Here is a 16,790-nt window from a genome sequence, read left to right on the forward strand (position 1 = left end):
GCGGGTAAAATTTTTCAAGCGTAATGTTCAATTACAATCTCTAAAAATCTAAAAAAAACTTATAAAATAAGGAGTTCGGCATGATTACCCCTTAATCTATTTTCTAATCTCTTTTATAATGTCAAGAACTTGACTAACTTTTGCAGTCAATCCGTCGAAGTCTTTATTTTCTAATATATCTTTTGAAATTAACTGCGAACCTAAACCAACACAAGTTGCACCTGCATTTAACCATGAACTCAGACTTTCTTTAGTCGGGTAAACACCTCCTGTAGGCATAATGTTTGTCCACGGACACGGTCCTTTTATGGCTTTTATAAATTCTGGTCCGTAAATATCTGCTGGAAATAATTTTACGATTTCACAGCCTAATTCTTCTGCTCTCGCAATTTCTGTCAAAGTACCACAGCCAGGTGACCACAATACTTTTCTACGATTACAAGCGATAGCAATATCTTCTCTAAAAACTGGTGTTACAATAAAATTTGCACCTAAACTCATGTACAATGAAGCAGAAGCGGCATCTGTAATTGAGCCCACTCCTAAGATCATTCCTGGAAGTTCTGCCAAAGCATATTTGTTTAAAGCGCCAAAAACTTCGTGTGCAAAATCACCTCTGCTGGTAAATTCCATTAATCTAGAACCACCGTCGTAACATGCTTTTAAAACTTTTTTACTCAATTCGATATCAGAATGAAAAAACAACGGAACCATACCGTTTTCTTTCATTTGCGAAGCGACTTCAATTCTTGAATATTTTGCCATTTTTATTTTTTTATCTTGATACTAATGCAGAGCCATCACCATCAATCATATTTTCAACTTCTTTCAATGTAACCAAGTTGTAATCTCCTGCAATGGTATGTTTTAAACAACATGCTGCAACTGCAAAATCTAATGCTCTTTGGTTATTATTTTGATATTCCAGCAGACCATAAATTAATCCGCCCATAAATGCATCGCCGCTTCCTACACGGTCGACTACTGGAGTAACTTCTTTTACAGCTGCACTGTGAATTGCTTTTCCGTCAAACAAAATTCCGCCGATTCTTTGGTGAGAAGCACTTACAGAATAACGAAGTGTCGTAGCAGCGATTTCAAGGTTCGGAATAAATTCGAACAATTTTGTATATAAATTTGGAAGCGTTTTCTCGTCTTGATAATTCGGATTTACTTTAGGAATTCCCAACATAAAATACGCAGTATCAATATCTCCTAAAATAACATTACTATATTTTAGCATTTCTGGCATTACCTCGCTTGGAGTTTTGCCATACTGCCAAAGTTTTGACCTGTAATTTAAATCGCATGAAATTTTAATTCCTAATTTATGAGCGACTTTAATTGCTTCTAAACAAGCTTCTGCTGCACTTTCTGAAATCGCTGGTGTAATACCGCTCCAGTGGAACCATTCAGCTCCTTCCAACACTTTTTCCCAGTCGACCTGTCCTTTTTGAATAGTTGACATGGCACTGTGTGCACGATCATAAACGACATTGCTTCCGCGTGTTCCTGCTCCAGTCTCTAAGAAATAGATTCCTAAACGATCTCCTCCGTAAACAATGTTTTTAGATTCAACGTTCATTTTTCGGATTTCTCTTAATGCAGAAAAACCAATTTCATTTTCTGGCAGCCTGGTAACAAATTCAGCATTAACTCCGTAATTTGCCAAAGAAACGCATACGTTAAATTCACCGCCGCCATACGTAGCACCAAATGCTGTAGACTGCGAAAAACGTAAATGTCTGTCTGTCGATAAACGCAGCATGATTTCTCCAAATGCAACTACTCTACTCATATTATATTTTTTTTGCCACTCCCGATAGCTATCGGGATTGTGAACTTTGCGGTTAACTTTTAATTAAAATTTGAAATACTCTTTAGCATTGTTGTATGAAATATCAGCAACTAATTTTCCAATCCATTCCATGTCGTTTGGAAGTTCACCGCGTTTGATTTCATCTCCTAAAAGATTACATAAAATACGTCTGAAATATTCATGTCTTGGGAATGATAAGAAACTTCTTGAATCTGTAAGCATTCCAACAAAACAACTGATTAAGCCCATATTGGAAAGCGCATTTAACTGCTTTGTCATTCCGTCTTTTTGATCTAAAAACCACCATCCAGAACCAAATTGTACTTTTCCGCGAACGCTTCCGTCATTGAAATTTCCAATCATTGTTGCCATAACTTCGTTATCAGCTGGATTTAGGTTGTAGATAATTGTTTTGGTCAATTTATCTTTGCTGTCTAATGCATTTAAGAAAGCAGATAATTTTTGTGCCTGTGGATAATCTCCAATAGAATCCCATCCTGTATCTGGACCTAAAATTCTGTGCATACGGGCATTATTGTTACGCAATGCACCTAAGTGAAACTGCTGCACCCATCCAAATTCATGATAAGTTTCTGATAAGAAAATCAAAATCGCACTTTGGAATTTCAAAGCTTCTTCTGGCGATAAAATTCTGTTTTCTCTTTTCTTCTTGAAAATCGCATTTACTTCATTTTCAGTAAACTCTTCAAAATCAATTTGATTTAAACCGTGGTCACTTAATTTACATCCGTTTGCATTAAAGAATTCAATTCTTTTTCTTAATGCGGTTTGTAAATCAGCATAAGTATTAATTGCAACTCCGGACACATCCCCTAATGTGTCCAGATATGCATTATAACCATCATTAGCAATTAAGATGGCTTTATCAGGTCTGAAAGCCGTACTCATTTTGATTCCAACTGAATTGTTTGCGAATTTTTGGTGATATTCTAACGAATCAATTGGATCTTCTGTAGTACAAACTAATTCAGCGTTTACTTTTTTAAGAAGATTCTGTGTGCTGTAAGCTTGAGAATTTATTTTTTCTGAAGTTTCGATATAAATTTTCTCAGCCGATTTTTCATTCAGCAGATCATAAATATCAAAATAACGAGCTAATTCTAAATGTGTCCAGTGGTACAAAGGATTACGCATCGTGTACGGAACTGTTTTTGCCCAATTTAAGAACTTATCTTTGTCTGAACCATTTCCTGTTACAAACTGCTCATTAATTCCTAATGTACGCATTGCACGCCATTTGTAATGATCGCCATTGATCCATACATTTGTTATATTATCAAAAATCTTATCTTCTGCAATAAATTGCGGATTAAGATGATTGTGATAATCAATAATTGGCTGATTTTTAGAATAATTATGATATAACTCTTCAGCGTATTTATTTTCTAATAAAAAATTGTCATGTATGAATGTATTTGCGCTCATGTCTTTTAAAATATAATTTGAGAATTATTCTTCGTTTGAAGGTTTTCCAATTGTAGCAAGGATTCCACCGTCAACATATAAAATGTGACCGTTTACAAAATCACTCGCTTTTGATGATAAAAATATTGCTGCTCCGGCTAAATCGCTTGGATCTCCCCATTTTGCCGCTGGAGTTCTACTAATAATAAAATCGTTAAACGGATGCCCGTCAACTCTAATTGGTTTTGTTTGTTCTGTTGCAAAATATCCTGGTCCGATTCCGTTGATCTGAACATTGTATTTTGCCCATTCTGTAGCCATGTTTTTAGTCAGCATTTTTAAACCGCCTTTTGCAGCAGCGTAAGCAGAAACTGTGCTGCGTCCTAATTCGCTCATCATAGAGCAAATGTTGATTATTTTTCCTTGTCTTCTTTCAATCATGCCTTTTGCAACATGCTTAGAAACGATAAATGGACTTACAAGATCAATATCAACTACTTCTCTGAAATCTGAAACTTCCATATCTAACAACGGAATTCTTTTGATGATTCCAGCATTGTTGATTAGGATATCGATTGGTCCAACTTCACTTTGGATTTTCTCAACAGCAGCCTTTACTTCTTGTTCATCTGTTACATTAAATTTATAACCCACAGCATTGATTCCTTCTTTTTGAAGTTCTGCCACGGCATCGTCAATTTTTTGCTGAGATGAATTTCCGTTCACTACAATTGTAGCCCCGGCTTCTCCAAGTCCTTTTGCCATTGCCATTCCCAGTCCGTGCGTACTTCCTGTAATAAGGGCAACTTTTCCTTTTATATCAAATAAGTTTGTCATATTCTTATCTTAAATCTGTGATTTTACAAACATCCATATCTCCGTAATCTAAGTTTTCACCTGCCATTCCCCAGATAAAAGTATAATTGCTGGTTCCTGAACCTGAGTGAATTGACCAAGGCGGCGAAATAACTGCCTGATGATTGTTCATCCAGATATGTCTTGTTTCCTGAGGCTGTCCCATAAAGTGACAAACAGCCTGATCTTGTGGAATATCTAAATAGAAATAAACTTCCATTCTACGGTCGTGTACGTGAGCCGGCATCGTGTTCCAAACACTTCCCGGTTTTAATTCTGTCATTCCCATTTGCAATTGGCATGTCGTAACAACACTTCCAATAATCATTTGGTTTACGGTACGATGGTTAGCTGTTTCCATTGTTCCTAACTGCAGCTTATTCGCTTCCGCTAAACTTACTTTTTTAGTTGGGTAATTGGTATGAGCTGGAGCTGAATTCAGATAGAATTTAGCAGGACTACCTGCATCATCACTTTTGAAGATCACTTCCTTATTCCCGCTTCCGATGTAAAGTGCATCTTTAAAACCTAATTCATAAGTTGTTCCTTCCACTACAACAGAACCGCTTCCTCCTACATTAATAATTCCAAGTTCTCTTCTTTCTAAAAAATAAGGCGCTTTAAGCGGATCGATAGTTTCTAAAACCAAATCTCCTTTTACCGGAACTGCAGAACCTGCAATATATCTGTCATAATGAGAATAAACCAATACTACTTCATCTTCCTGCATCAGGTCATCAATTAAGAATTCTTCTCTTAATTGTTGTGTATCATATTTTTTTACAGCTTCTGGGCTTGACGCGTATCTTGAACTATATTTTGTCATAATTTCTATTTAATGTAATCGATTGCACAAAATTAATTTTTTATATTGAAAAACCATAATTCAAACCAAAATTTATTTCACTGCCGATCATTTTTTCTTTACAATTCTACTTTTTTCATTCTCGGAACTAGAATATGCATAATCAGCCAAGCCAATAAATATGAAGCTCCGCAGATACAGAACATAATGAAATATCCTGTTTCGATTTTACCCAATTTAGTATAGTACACAAACATGTTTTTCTGTACTACTAAAGTCAATAATATACCGCCAAGCGCTCCAAACATTCCTCCCATTCCTGTAACCGATGCCGTTGCCTTTTTTGGAAACATATCTGAAACAGTCGTAAAGATATTGGCGCTCCAGGCTTGATGTGCTGAAACCGCCAGACCAATAACCAATATGGCAAACCACATATTTATTGTTCCTAAATATTGTGAAAACAAAACGGGAAGAACGGCAAATGCATAAATGAGCATACTTGTTTTACGAGCTTTGTAAGCAGGCCAATTATTGTTTATTAATTTTAACGGAAGCCAGCCTCCGCCAATACTTCCAACACTTCCTATCATATATACCAGCGCGCAAGGCCAGATAATTTCTGTTGCTGTAAGCTTGTACTCTTTCATCAAAAAATCTGGAAGCCAGAAGAGATAAAACCACCAAACTGGATCTGTCAATAATTTACCAATTGCAAAAGCCCAAGTCTGGCGAAACGACAATAATTTAATCCACGAAACTTTTTCTTTTGATTCTTCTTCTACTTCTTCTAATTTGTCAGAAGTAATATATTCTAATTCTGCCTGAGAGAGACGTTTCTGTTTTTGCGGAACTTCATAAAACAAAAACCATAAAATCAGCCAGATAAAACCAACTATTCCTGTTATGATAAAAGCCCACTGCCATCCGTATTTTTCTGCAATATAAGGAACAGTTAAAGGTACGATTATAGCTCCAATGTTACTTCCTGAATTGAAAATCCCTGTTGCTAAGGCTCTCTCTTTCTGCGGAAACCATTCAGCTGTTGCTTTTATCGCTGCCGGAAAGTTTCCTGCCTCTGTTACTCCTAAAAACACACGTGCAATTAAAAATCCTCCTGTTCCTGTTGCCAGCGCATGTCCAATTGCTGCTAAACTCCATAATCCAGTTGCAATTGCATAACCTAATTTTGTTCCTAACTTATCAATAATTCCACCGGCAACCAGCATTCCCAAGGCATAAGCTATTTTAAAAGCCAATTCGATATTTGAATAATCAATTACTTCCTGCTCTGGTGTCCAATGAAAAGCTTCTGCTAAAAAAGGCCGAAGGTAACTTATTACATTTCTATCCAGATAATTAACAGTTGTAGCAAAAAACACTAAACTGCAAATAGTCCAACGGTATTTTCCTATTGCTGCATTAGCTTGGTTCATGATGTGGTTTTGGTTTAAGTTGGTTAGTTAGTTTTGAGAAATCTTGGTTAGAGATTTGTAATTGGTCTGTATTTCGGAACTAGTGTTTTCATCACAATCCAGCCAGTTAAATAACAAACGGCACAGATAGAAAATATAATAAAATATCCAGCTTCAATTCCTTTAAATCCCATGAAAACCATATCTGTTTCTTTAGCATGATCAAACAAAACTCCTGATCCTTTATTGATTAATGTCGAACCAATTCCACCTGCTAAACCTCCAATTCCCGTAATGGTGGCAATTGCTTTTTTAGGAAACATATCTCCAACCGTAGTAAAGATATTTGCCGACCAAGATTGGTGTGCAGCACCAGCGATTCCGATAATGATGACAGGAATCCAGTAACTAATATATCCTAAAGGTTGTGCAATTAGTGCTAACAATGGGAAAAACGCAAAAATCAACATCGCTCTCATTCTTCCTTCGTATGGATTCATTCCTTTTTTCTCTACGAAATAAGTTGGAAGCCATCCGCCGATAATTGACAATAAAGTAATCATATACAAAACAAACAATGGTAAGGCAGCTTGTGTAGAATCCATTCCGTAAACAGAACTTAAATATGCCGGTGTCCAGAATAAAAAGAACCACCAAACACCATCTGTCATAAATTTTCCGAATGCGAATGCCCAAGTTTGTTTGTATTTAAAACACTCTAGTAGAGAAACTTTTGTAGTTGTTTCAGGAACATAACCCACTAATTTACTATCAGCGATGTCATCTTGCTGAATATAAGCTAACTCATCTGCTGTTACTTTTGAATGTCTTTCTGGTTTATCGTACATAAACATCCAGAATCCCATCCAGACAAATCCTAAAGCTCCAATAATAATAAATGACATTTCCCAGCCAAATGATTTTGCAATAAAAGGGATAGTAATTGGCGCCGCTAAAGCTCCTACTGTTGCACCAGCATTGAAAATACTAGTTGCAAAAGCTCTGTCTTTTTTAGGAAAATATTCTGCTGTTGTTTTAATCGCTGCCGGAAAGTTTCCAGCTTCTCCAACTGCTAAAACAAAACGTGCGAAAATAAAAAGAGCCACACTTACATTGATTACCAATGCCGTATCGCTAACAGTGCTGATTATTTCTTTTGAACCGTGAAATCCTACCAACCATTCGCCTGTAATAATTCCTGAAGTTGCAATTCCGCAAAATGCATGAAGACAAGCCCCTACAGACCAAATCCCGATTGCCCAAAGAAATCCTTTTTTAGTATCTAACCAGTCTACAAATCTTCCTGCAAAGAGTAACGAAACTGCATAAAAAATAGAGAATAATGCTGTAATATTTCCGTAATCATTATTGGTCCAATGAAATTCTGGCGCGATAAAATCGCTCCAAGTCAGCGAAAGAACCTGCCTGTCCAGATAATTAATTGTAGTTGCAAAAAACAACAATGCACAAATACTCCAACGGTATTTTCCTGTAGATTTGACATTCTCATTCACGGCAACAGTTTCGGTTTGATTCATAGTAAGTGGGTATTATAGTTTTGTAATTTTTGGTAATCTCAGCCTATAGCATTTACTTCTATTTAAAAATGTTAAAATCAATATTTTAACAATCAATGAAATAAATAATGTAATCGATTGCACAAATATAGTTTTTAATCTCTACAATCCAAATAAATTGTATAAAAAATTATTTTAACTATTTAAATAAACATATTACATAAAAAAAAGAATACAAAATTACACATTAAACAATATATTTGTTAAAAACCAAGAGGTGAAATTCATCCTTTTTATGGGGTAAAATTGTCCTGAAATTTATGTTTCTAGAATCAATTTTATTCTAATTTTACTTTTAGAATAAACGGTTACTTTTTTTACAACAAAAGTTAATAAATATTTAAAAATCAAATAATTACCAAACAAATTGAAAAATAAAAAAACACAACTATTACGAGGAATTGCTTTGGGTTTTCTATTGCTTTGTGGAATATTTTCAAGCAGTGCACAGAATCAGGTAATTCCGTTATGGAATAAAATTCCAGACGAGATAAAAGCAGCAGATTATAAGGAAAAAGAAAGTATTACTGACGGAAAACTGCAAAGTACAACTCAGGTTACCATTCCTACCTTAAGTATTTTTATTCCCAAAGATGCAAAACCCAATCAAACTGCTGTAATCATTTGTCCCGGCGGAGGTTATATGCATTTAGCTTTTGATAAAGAAGGAACAAAAGTAGCCGAATGGTTCAACAGCTTGGGAATTGTGGCTTTTGTATTGAAATACCGTCTTCCGAACGATTTGATTATGAAGAATAAAATTGTTGGTCCGTTACAAGATGCCCAAGAGGCAGTTCGTTATGTAAGACAAAATGCAGCAAAATTAAATATTGATCCGAATAAGATTGGAATTTTAGGTTTTTCTGCGGGCGGACATTTAGCTTCAACTCTATCTACTCACTATGATGATAAAGTTTATGAATCTACATATAAAGTTAGTGCACGCCCCGATTTTTCTATTTTAATGTATCCTGTAATTTCAATGGAAAATCAAATTACGCATAAAGGTTCGCAGACTAATTTACTTGGCAGTAATCCGTCAGAAGATTTAATTGATTCCTATTCAAACGAAAAGAAAGTTACGTCTAAAACACCTCCAGCTTTCTTAATTCACGCTACAGATGACACAGTTGTTATTCCAGAAAACAGTATTAATTACTACTTAGCACTCAAAAAAAATGGTGTTAAAGCAGAGTTACATTTATACGAAAAAGGCGGTCACGGTTTTGGATTAGGAGTTAATGATACCAGTAAATTTTGGACCAGAGATTGTGTAGAATGGCTTAAAGCCAATGGTTATAACTAAAAAATAAAAAAAGGCAAAACTTCGTAAGTTTTGCCTTTTGATCAAAAAAAAAACAAAAAGGAATTAAAAAACATTTTATATTTTAAGCAGAAACTTCTTGTGCTGCGTTGCTTTTCAATTTCGGGGCAGTAATTATTTTACTGGCCACTTTGGGTTTTGCTGCGGGCGCTTTCTTTTTACCAAATTTTTGTTTTCCCCACCAAATAATAAAACCTGTAATGGGTAAACTGGCTGAAATTAAACTAGCGAGAAACGCAATAATTTTACCTGTCAAACCAAGAACGCTTCCTACATGAATATCGTAATTCATACGTCGAATCTTGTCTGGAATATTGGCTTCGATATACTTTCCTGAAAAAGGAGTTTTAATCGAAATTTCCTTCAAAGTCTGCTGATCAAAACTATAGCGGTCCATGTTGTAAAAAGTATGTCTTTGCTTGTAAACAAAAGCACCAATAGGATCTGCAGGTTTCGAAGGAATACTAATCATGATTCCAGCAGCCTGAGGGTTTTCTTTTTTAATATTCAATAATACTTTATCAGCAGTTGTAATATTAAATGCCTTGACAATTGTGGTATCAGATTTTGGAGATTCTCGATTTTCAACTAGCGGAGTTCCTCCTGATATTACCCAATATAGTGACTTACTCCACCACCCAAAACTCCAAACCAAACCAGTTACGGCAATGAAAAAAAGAAAAATACAGCTGTAAAATCCGAATACATTGTGTAAATCGTAATTGACACGTTTAAAACTCGCGTCCCATTTTATTTTAAAACTTTTATCTATTATTGATTTTATCCATTTTGTAGGCCACCACAAAACAATTCCGGAAATTAAAAGAAAAACAAAAATCAGGACAGCAACCCCTACAATCGGGCGTCCTATGTCATACGGAAGCCATAAGGCACGGTGACCGTTTAAGATCCATCTGAAAAAATCTGGCGATTCTCCTCGCGAAAATGTTTTTACATTTAGGATTTCTCCCGTATAAGGATTCATATAAACACTAATAAAAGTCCCGTTTCTTCTTCCTCCTTTTCCTTTTTTACCTCCTTCTTTTCCTTTTTCAGTCGGCTGCGCTTTTAAATCCGTCTTTCCTTTTAGACTTTCATTTTTAGCAAAGTTTTTTCTTTTATCGTCTCGTTTATGTTCCGCTCTTTCTCCCCTGCCTTTTCTGCCTTCTTCTTTTTTCTCTACAAAATAACCAACAATCGCTGCTTCGTCTTTTCCGCCAAAAGTTACGCTGGTCGCATGTTTATCTTTCATTTTCTTATCTGCAATCGTAACCAATTGAGATGGCAGTAAAAATGCTTTTTCCTGTGGTTTTACAAAACGCCAGTCTTCAATAAAATCTTTAATTTCATTTTCGAAAACATATATACAGCCCGTAAGACTGACAATCACTACAATAATTCCAGATGCCAGGCCAAGCCACAAATGCAGCCAGGCCATAACACGCTTAAAAAGCGATTTTTTACTTTTTTTCTTAGTATTGGGTTTTGGTTTTGAAGAAGAAAACATAATTGGATAGATAAATAGGATAAATAAAAAAAACGCAAGTCCTCATAAAAAAGAAGGACTTACGGTAAAAAAATATTAGTATTTTAATTTCTGAATTGCAGTAATTTGTCCGCCTTCAACTTTCATTCCTTTTGTAGCAACAGCTGTTGAGCCGTTGATAGAATAAATCCAGTTTCCATCAGGAGTGTTGATACCAACAATTGCAGAACTTCCGTCTTCAGAAGTAATATTATAACGGCTTGTAACAGAAGTTAATGTTGCAGGAGCATTTGTAACCCATGTAAATGTCTGGTTGTACACATCGGCAATAGCCATTTTAACTGCACCATTGTTTTTTCCAACATTTCCGTACATTAATAATAAGAATTTACCTTTTGAAATGTAAGAGGTAGAAGAAATTTTATATCCTCCAGATTTTTCCTGAACATTGAAGAAATAAGACTTGTCAAATTCTGTAGTTCCTTTTTTGATTTTTACAACGGCAGATGGTTTTGTAGAAGTCACAACAGCATTGCTTGTCGCAATAGCTCCAGAGAAACCGTAAGCATCTCCATTTTCATCTTGAAATAATCCGTTTGTGAAATAAGCTCCTAAGTAACTTGTACGGTTATCTTTGATTACTTTTTCTAATTTAAGTTCTGGATAATTGTAAACTGCTACCCAAGTACTATCTGGATTTACAGTTCCGAAATTATCTACTCCATCACCTTTAATACTCATATATGGCATATAAACTTTGTCTCCAACCTGAGTTGCCCAAGTAAAGAAAGCTCTTTCACCGTTTCCTGCCAATTTCTTAGTATCCTGCTGTGCTTCACCAATAATAAGTGATTTTTCAGCATCAATTTTGTACATAGAAGCAATTGAAGCACCACTTCTTGGAACCTTAATTGTTAGGATATCTTTGTTTACAGCAGCAAATACGTGTACAGTTTCTGCTTGGAAATCAGATTTCTTCACTAATTTTCCTTCAGCATTTAAATTGTAAGTTGTTACAGCTCCAGGATTTCCTTGTCCGTAAAGTAAACTGAAAAAGTTATTTTGTGCTGTAATATAGTAACGGTACGTTCCGTCTTGTTCCAATCCGTTTCCAGTAGTTGTGATAGTTCCTGTAGTAACATCGTCTGCAGTTAATAAATAATCTGCAATTCCTGCTGCTCCTGTTGTCGCAGTAATAATATATTTAGTTTTTCCAGTATCTGTCCCTCCACCTGTTGTGTCGCCTGGTTTATCTGAATCACTGCTGCAAGAAAAAGCTGTAAAAGCTAATACAGCTGATAATAACGCTAATTTGGTCCCTTTTTTCATTGTAATATGTGTTTGTATTAAATTAATTATTTGATTTACTGAAGTAATATCTAAGTTTGATGTAAAAAGCTCTGCTTGGTTTTTGCAAGGAGAAGTTGTCGTAGAGTTTATTATCTAAGAAGTTTTTACATTCAAAAGCAATATTATATTTTCCGTTAGCAAGCGTATAAACTGCATTCAAATCGTGACTGAACTGCTGCGGAATTTCTAATTTACTATCCTTGCTTCCCATACTTGGCCAAGACAAATAGTAAGTATGGACATATAGTAAATTGTAGCCAACGGATAAATTGTTTCCTTTTTTCCATAGATTATTGAAGAATACTGTTGCATCGGCATTTCCGAAAAGGAATGGCATATTTGGAATTCTGTCTTTGTAAAATGGAGAAACATAATTTTGATTTGGCTCATATTCAGTCATATTTCTAATATTCTGATACGTGGCATTAAATCCAGCCGTAAACCTGTTGCTGTACGAATATCTAACCTCCCCGTCAATACCATAATTGGTTACTTTCCCTTGGTTTACATTCGTAGTCATGGTTTGATTATTATTCAAGGTAGGACGAATAAAATCTGTTGCATTTCTATGTAAAAGATTCACATCAAATGACAGCGCATTTTTTACATTAAAACTCGTTTGATAACTTGCACCAATATTAAAGTTGTTACTAGTTTCTGGTTTTAAAGCCAGATTTCCTTCTAAATTATCATTTACATTTCCGAAGATTTCTTCAGGAGTCGGGAGTCTGTAACTCTTCTCAAAAGAAGCTTTTACCTGAAGATTACGCTTTATGTAATAACTCGTTGCGGCACCATATCCTGTTGTAGAAGTATTATCAACATATTTTTGATAAGCAATATCGCCCGCATTTCCAGAAGGATTGTAACTTCTTGAATAAGTAGTTTTTAATGAATAATCTTTTAAGAATAAAGAAGTACTCCACTTTTCATTATAATCCAGTTTATACCCTAAACCTAAAACATTTTTTTGTGTCTTTTTAGGCTGTTTGTACACCAAAGATTCAGGAACTAGTTCATCACTCTCTTTACGGTCAAAAGTATTAAAAGTGTTATTGATCATAAATGAGTGTCTTTCATTCAGCGTATAAGTTGCATTTGCAGTCGCTACACCATTATTGTTATAAAATTTACGAAGTGTACGGCTTCTTTCTCCGCCAGTACCTTCATACTGTTTATAGTCTCCAAACCAATTGTATCTTCTAAAAACTGTATCTACATTTTGTTCGAATCCAAAATTGTAATTACCCGTCACATTAACATTAAGACCTTTGGTAAATAAATCTTTAACCTGATATTTCAAAGTCGGCATAACAATACTTCCTCTTCTGTAGATTTCTCCAAAAACGCTAACCATTCTTGCACCAGTCTGAATATCAGCTTTATTTTCTCCTCCAGTAAAACCAATCATTAATTTATCGGCATATTTTTTTCCTGTTACACCAATATTTACAATTACAGTTTCATTGCGGTATTTATCATGAAAACGTCTTACGCGCTGATTGGGGAAATAAGCTCCCGTATTCAAATCGGCAACGTCTACGTTGACCCAATAATTATTGTCTGAATAGTTTTGAAAAGCATTGATTTCTGTTGTGAATCCGCTTTTTGCCGTATAGCCTGCGTTGATACTAGAACGATGCGTATTAAAAGATCCGAAAGAATAAGAAGCATCTACAAAAGTTCTTGGCTTGCTGTTAGTCACAATATTAATTGCACCTCCAAGAGCATCTCCGCCCAGCCAAATTGGTACAACTCCTTTGTAAACTTCGACACGATCGGCAAGATTGATTGGAATATTATTCATTTGAAATGAAGAACCAAAATTATCCATTGGCACTCCGTCAATAAAAACTTTGATCTGATTACCCGAAAATCCGTTTATAGAAAGTTCAGATCTCGAACCAACTCCTCCTGCTTCGCGGTTACGAACTCCAGAAACACGATCTAAGGCATGAGACAAATCCAATGTTGAATTGTGTAATTTTTTAGCATCAATTGCTGTTACGCTGTAAGCTTGTTTATTTACTTTTTCGGTTGGTGTTCTTCCAAGTACGGTTACGCTTTCTAACTCTTGTAATTCACTTTCTAACTGAACTGGAATATTTATGCTGACATCTGATACTTCTATGTTTTTTTTAAAGCTTGAAAACCCGATTGCCGAAATTTTTAATGTGTGTTTTCCTGGCTTAACATTATTAAAAATGAACTTCCCGTTTTCATCTGAAACCATACTTAAACCCGTTTTTTCTATAACTATTGTGGCAAATGGAATTGTTTGCCCAGATTTTTCAACAACTTGTCCAGATACGGTAACAGCTTGATTTTGCTGGGAAAATGATAAGAACGAAAAGAAGAAAAATGAAATAAAAAATAAAAATTTTTGAGTTGACATATCTTTAATTAGACTAATTATAAATAACTTTGTCGCAAAATTACCATCAACAACCTGAAAAAAGATAGGGAAAAACGGATTATTATTTTGTAAAAACGGATTAAATTTTGAAAATCAAAGCCACACTTTTAACACCAGAAACGCCAATAATTAAAATTCAAATTGGAGATAAATATTGTCCAAAAAGCATTTTAACAGATGAGAATATCAATATAGAAAACAACTATTCAGAGAAAATTAGCAGCCGGCATTTAATTACAGAAGGCTTAGTTATACTCGATACCCAAATGTATTATTCGAGCTCAAAAACAGTCATTTTTGAAATAGATGAAGAATCTGTTATTATGAATTTTATTTACAGCAGCAATGTAGAAACTCAAATAGACCAGTTAGAAGGCGAAAAGTTTTCTAAAGAAAATACACACAATATTTTTTATACCAGTAATTTTAAAGCTTCATTTACAATTCCACCTTTTAAACCAATAAATTACTTGTCTATTATTTTATCAAAGGAGTTTTATTACAATATCATTAATGAAGATTGGCAGCTACATGAAAAATTTTCAAAAAACATTCTTAGAAAAGAATCCAGTTATTTAAACTCAAAATATCTTCCTTTTTCGCCCGCAATTCAATGGGTTACACACGAAATAAAAAATTGTACGCGTCAAGGTGCACTCAAGAGAATTTATATTGAAAGCAAAATTAAAGAACTTCTAATTCACCAGCTCGAAGCAATAATTACCAAACCTCCATTAAAAGAAAAAATTGACGAAGAAGAATACAACAAACTTTTGGAAGCAAAAAAAATACTAGACAACGATTATCGAAACACACCTACCCTGCCCGAACTTTCACGACTTATTTCGCTAAACGAATTCAAATTAAAAAAAGGCTTTAAAGCTTGTTTTGGTACAACCGTTAAAAGCTATATTATCAAACTTAGAATGGAACACGCCAAAGAGTTATTTCAAAGCAAAACAGCAACCGTAAGCGAAGCTGCTTATAAATGCGGATACAAAGATGTTTCTCATTTTTCGGCCGCATTTAAAAGCTATTACGGCTTTTCTCCACAAAAATTTAAAATCAATACCGACATTATTCAATTTTGGTTAATAGGTTTTTCATTTTTGTGGTAAAAAAAAAGGGTCTTAAAATTATGTCCGTCGACTTAATCTTAAAACCCTTAAAAATTCGACATTAATGTATATTGCAAACTTATATACAAAACCCACGATCAAATGAATCTGTCAATTAAATTCTAAAAACGTTTCTCCAAAAACAGTTTTTTATAAAAATTCTAAATGACATCTAAAAAGGTAAAGAGTGCCACTGTTTCAAATTTCTATATGTCAAAGTTATAATTCACAAAAGCAATTACCTTACGGTTTTCCTCATATTGAGAAAAAGCTAGGCGCTTCTTATCAATAAAACAAACTAACAAACTGTTTATCAATAAAATAAATTTTAAAGTTTAACATTTTTTTTACACAACTCAAACTCATCTTCTTTTTTAAAATTGTGAAATCATACTTTAAAACACTTTCTTGTCCTAGATTAAGAGCTGTTTTTTTCTTCTTAAATTATCTTTGTAATGTAAAATATAAGTTCAATCAAAAACTGAAATCAAAAAGAGAAAAGGTATGAAAGCCTTAATTTTTTTTCTTGTTCTAGATTAAGTTGAAGCAAGATAAGAACCAATAAATTTGCAAAGTAAATTACAAGTTCTGTCAAAAACTGAAATAGAAAACAAAGAAAAAATATTTGAAACATAAAATCTTTTCTTGTTCTAGATTAAGTCGAAACAAAAACGAAAGAAATAAATTTGTAAAGTAAATTAGAAGTTCTGCCCAAACTAATTTTTTAAGTAAAAAAAACTTAGAACCTTAGCCACTCAGAATCTCAGAAACTTAAAAAAAATGAAAACACTTGAATTCTTATTACTCGGAAAAAACGAAGCAATTCTGGCCATTTTACTTCGCCTTGTAAATGCTTATGAAGATTGGAACGCTGTTTCTTTCAACAATGAGAAAGAGGCTCAAGAATATTTTCAGAATCACAAAATCGATGTTGTTCTATTGAGTTCCGGAATCGAAGATCATATCGAAAAAGAATTTACTTCATTTTGTTTAAAACATCAGCCAGATGTAGAAGTAATTGAACATTTTGGTGGAGGAAGCGGTTTACTAAAATCTGAAATTCTCCACAGATTACATCTAAAAGGAAAAATTTAGGTGCCAGAATCTTCCTTTTAAAATTCATTAAAGCTTTAAAATAATTCATTCACGAAATATCCAATTTGATTGACGATATATCGTTAGGATAACTATTGCCTTTTC

General features: G+C 34.3%; 13 protein-coding genes. 3 read left to right on the plus strand and 10 right to left on the minus strand.

What is annotated here, in order from left to right:
- Positions 1–96: 96 nt before the first annotated feature.
- The 7 genes from QE431_RS12885 to QE431_RS12915 form a co-directional block, all read right to left on the minus strand.
- On the minus strand, positions 97–765 hold the full coding sequence (locus tag QE431_RS12885; RefSeq protein ID WP_057116188.1) for a bifunctional 4-hydroxy-2-oxoglutarate aldolase/2-dehydro-3-deoxy-phosphogluconate aldolase: 669 nt from the start codon (positions 763–765) through the stop codon (positions 97–99).
- Between the two features lie 10 nt (positions 766–775).
- Positions 776–1,798 carry a sugar kinase gene (locus tag QE431_RS12890; protein ID WP_307296506.1) on the minus strand — a complete coding sequence of 341 codons (1,023 nt, stop codon included), beginning with the start codon at positions 1,796–1,798 and terminating at the stop codon, positions 776–778.
- A gap of 63 nt (positions 1,799–1,861) precedes the next feature.
- The gene (uxaC, locus tag QE431_RS12895) at positions 1,862–3,265 is read right to left on the minus strand and encodes a glucuronate isomerase (RefSeq protein WP_307296509.1); all 1,404 of its coding nucleotides are present in this window, start codon (positions 3,263–3,265) and stop codon (positions 1,862–1,864) included.
- Positions 3,266–3,289: 24 nt separating this feature from the next.
- A complete protein-coding gene (locus QE431_RS12900; RefSeq protein ID WP_057116191.1) occupies positions 3,290–4,081 on the minus strand; it encodes a gluconate 5-dehydrogenase in 792 nt (263 codons plus the stop codon).
- Positions 4,082–4,085: 4 nt separating this feature from the next.
- Positions 4,086–4,925, minus strand: coding sequence for a 5-dehydro-4-deoxy-D-glucuronate isomerase (gene kduI, locus QE431_RS12905; RefSeq protein ID WP_082586765.1), 840 nt, complete (start codon positions 4,923–4,925; stop codon positions 4,086–4,088).
- Between the two features lie 98 nt (positions 4,926–5,023).
- Positions 5,024–6,340: an MFS transporter gene (locus QE431_RS12910; RefSeq protein WP_307296515.1), complete on the minus strand. Its 1,317-nt coding sequence runs from the start codon at positions 6,338–6,340 to the stop codon at positions 5,024–5,026.
- A 47-nt stretch (positions 6,341–6,387) separates the two neighbouring features.
- Complete coding sequence (locus tag QE431_RS12915) at positions 6,388–7,857, minus strand: MFS transporter (RefSeq protein WP_307296518.1); 1,470 nt, start codon at positions 7,855–7,857, stop codon at positions 6,388–6,390.
- 406 nt (positions 7,858–8,263) lie between these two features.
- Here QE431_RS12915 and QE431_RS12920 point away from each other — a divergent pair, with 406 nt between their 5' ends.
- Positions 8,264–9,202 (plus strand): alpha/beta hydrolase, encoded by a 939-nt coding sequence (locus tag QE431_RS12920; RefSeq protein ID WP_307296519.1) that lies wholly within the window; start codon positions 8,264–8,266, stop codon positions 9,200–9,202.
- Positions 9,203–9,284: 82 nt separating this feature from the next.
- Here QE431_RS12920 and QE431_RS12925 read toward each other — a convergent pair whose 3' ends face one another.
- From QE431_RS12925 to QE431_RS12935, 3 genes are all read right to left on the minus strand, one after another.
- Positions 9,285–10,727: a PepSY domain-containing protein gene (locus tag QE431_RS12925; RefSeq protein WP_307296520.1), complete on the minus strand. Its 1,443-nt coding sequence runs from the start codon at positions 10,725–10,727 to the stop codon at positions 9,285–9,287.
- 75 nt (positions 10,728–10,802) lie between these two features.
- Entirely contained in the window at positions 10,803–12,035 is a 1,233-nt protein-coding gene (locus tag QE431_RS12930) for a DUF4374 domain-containing protein (RefSeq protein WP_307296521.1), read from the minus strand.
- A 22-nt stretch (positions 12,036–12,057) separates the two neighbouring features.
- Complete coding sequence (locus QE431_RS12935) at positions 12,058–14,451, minus strand: TonB-dependent receptor (RefSeq protein ID WP_307296523.1); 2,394 nt, start codon at positions 14,449–14,451, stop codon at positions 12,058–12,060.
- 107 nt (positions 14,452–14,558) lie between these two features.
- On the opposite strand from QE431_RS12935, the gene QE431_RS12940 reads away from it, so the two are divergent.
- Positions 14,559–15,590 (plus strand): AraC family transcriptional regulator, encoded by a 1,032-nt coding sequence (locus QE431_RS12940; RefSeq protein ID WP_307296524.1) that lies wholly within the window; start codon positions 14,559–14,561, stop codon positions 15,588–15,590.
- Positions 15,591–16,370: 780 nt separating this feature from the next.
- Positions 16,371–16,685: a hypothetical protein gene (locus tag QE431_RS12945; protein ID WP_057116199.1), complete on the plus strand. Its 315-nt coding sequence runs from the start codon at positions 16,371–16,373 to the stop codon at positions 16,683–16,685.
- Positions 16,686–16,790: the final 105 nt, after the last annotated feature.

Source organism: Flavobacterium sp. SORGH_AS_0622 (assembly GCF_030818825.1).
In the GTDB taxonomy this organism is placed as follows: domain Bacteria; phylum Bacteroidota; class Bacteroidia; order Flavobacteriales; family Flavobacteriaceae; genus Flavobacterium.

What these genes read in the sequence shown, in the direction of transcription:
- QE431_RS12885 (WP_057116188.1), bottom strand. Translation starts at nt 765, where the DNA reads ATGGCAAAATATTCAAGAATTGAAGTCGCTTCGCAAATGAAAGAAAAC.
- QE431_RS12890 (WP_307296506.1), bottom strand. Translation starts at nt 1,798, where the DNA reads ATGAGTAGAGTAGTTGCATTTGGAGAAATCATGCTGCGTTTATCGACA.
- uxaC (WP_307296509.1), bottom strand. Translation starts at nt 3,265, where the DNA reads ATGAGCGCAAATACATTCATACATGACAATTTTTTATTAGAAAATAAA.
- QE431_RS12900 (WP_057116191.1), bottom strand. Translation starts at nt 4,081, where the DNA reads ATGACAAACTTATTTGATATAAAAGGAAAAGTTGCCCTTATTACAGGA.
- kduI (WP_082586765.1), bottom strand. Translation starts at nt 4,925, where the DNA reads ATGACAAAATATAGTTCAAGATACGCGTCAAGCCCAGAAGCTGTAAAA.
- QE431_RS12910 (WP_307296515.1), bottom strand. Translation starts at nt 6,340, where the DNA reads ATGAACCAAGCTAATGCAGCAATAGGAAAATACCGTTGGACTATTTGC.
- QE431_RS12915 (WP_307296518.1), bottom strand. Translation starts at nt 7,857, where the DNA reads ATGAATCAAACCGAAACTGTTGCCGTGAATGAGAATGTCAAATCTACA.
- QE431_RS12925 (WP_307296520.1), bottom strand. Translation starts at nt 10,727, where the DNA reads ATGTTTTCTTCTTCAAAACCAAAACCCAATACTAAGAAAAAAAGTAAA.
- QE431_RS12930 (WP_307296521.1), bottom strand. Translation starts at nt 12,035, where the DNA reads ATGAAAAAAGGGACCAAATTAGCGTTATTATCAGCTGTATTAGCTTTT.
- QE431_RS12935 (WP_307296523.1), bottom strand. Translation starts at nt 14,451, where the DNA reads ATGTCAACTCAAAAATTTTTATTTTTTATTTCATTTTTCTTCTTTTCG.
- QE431_RS12945 (WP_057116199.1), top strand. Translation starts at nt 16,371, where the DNA reads ATGAAAACACTTGAATTCTTATTACTCGGAAAAAACGAAGCAATTCTG.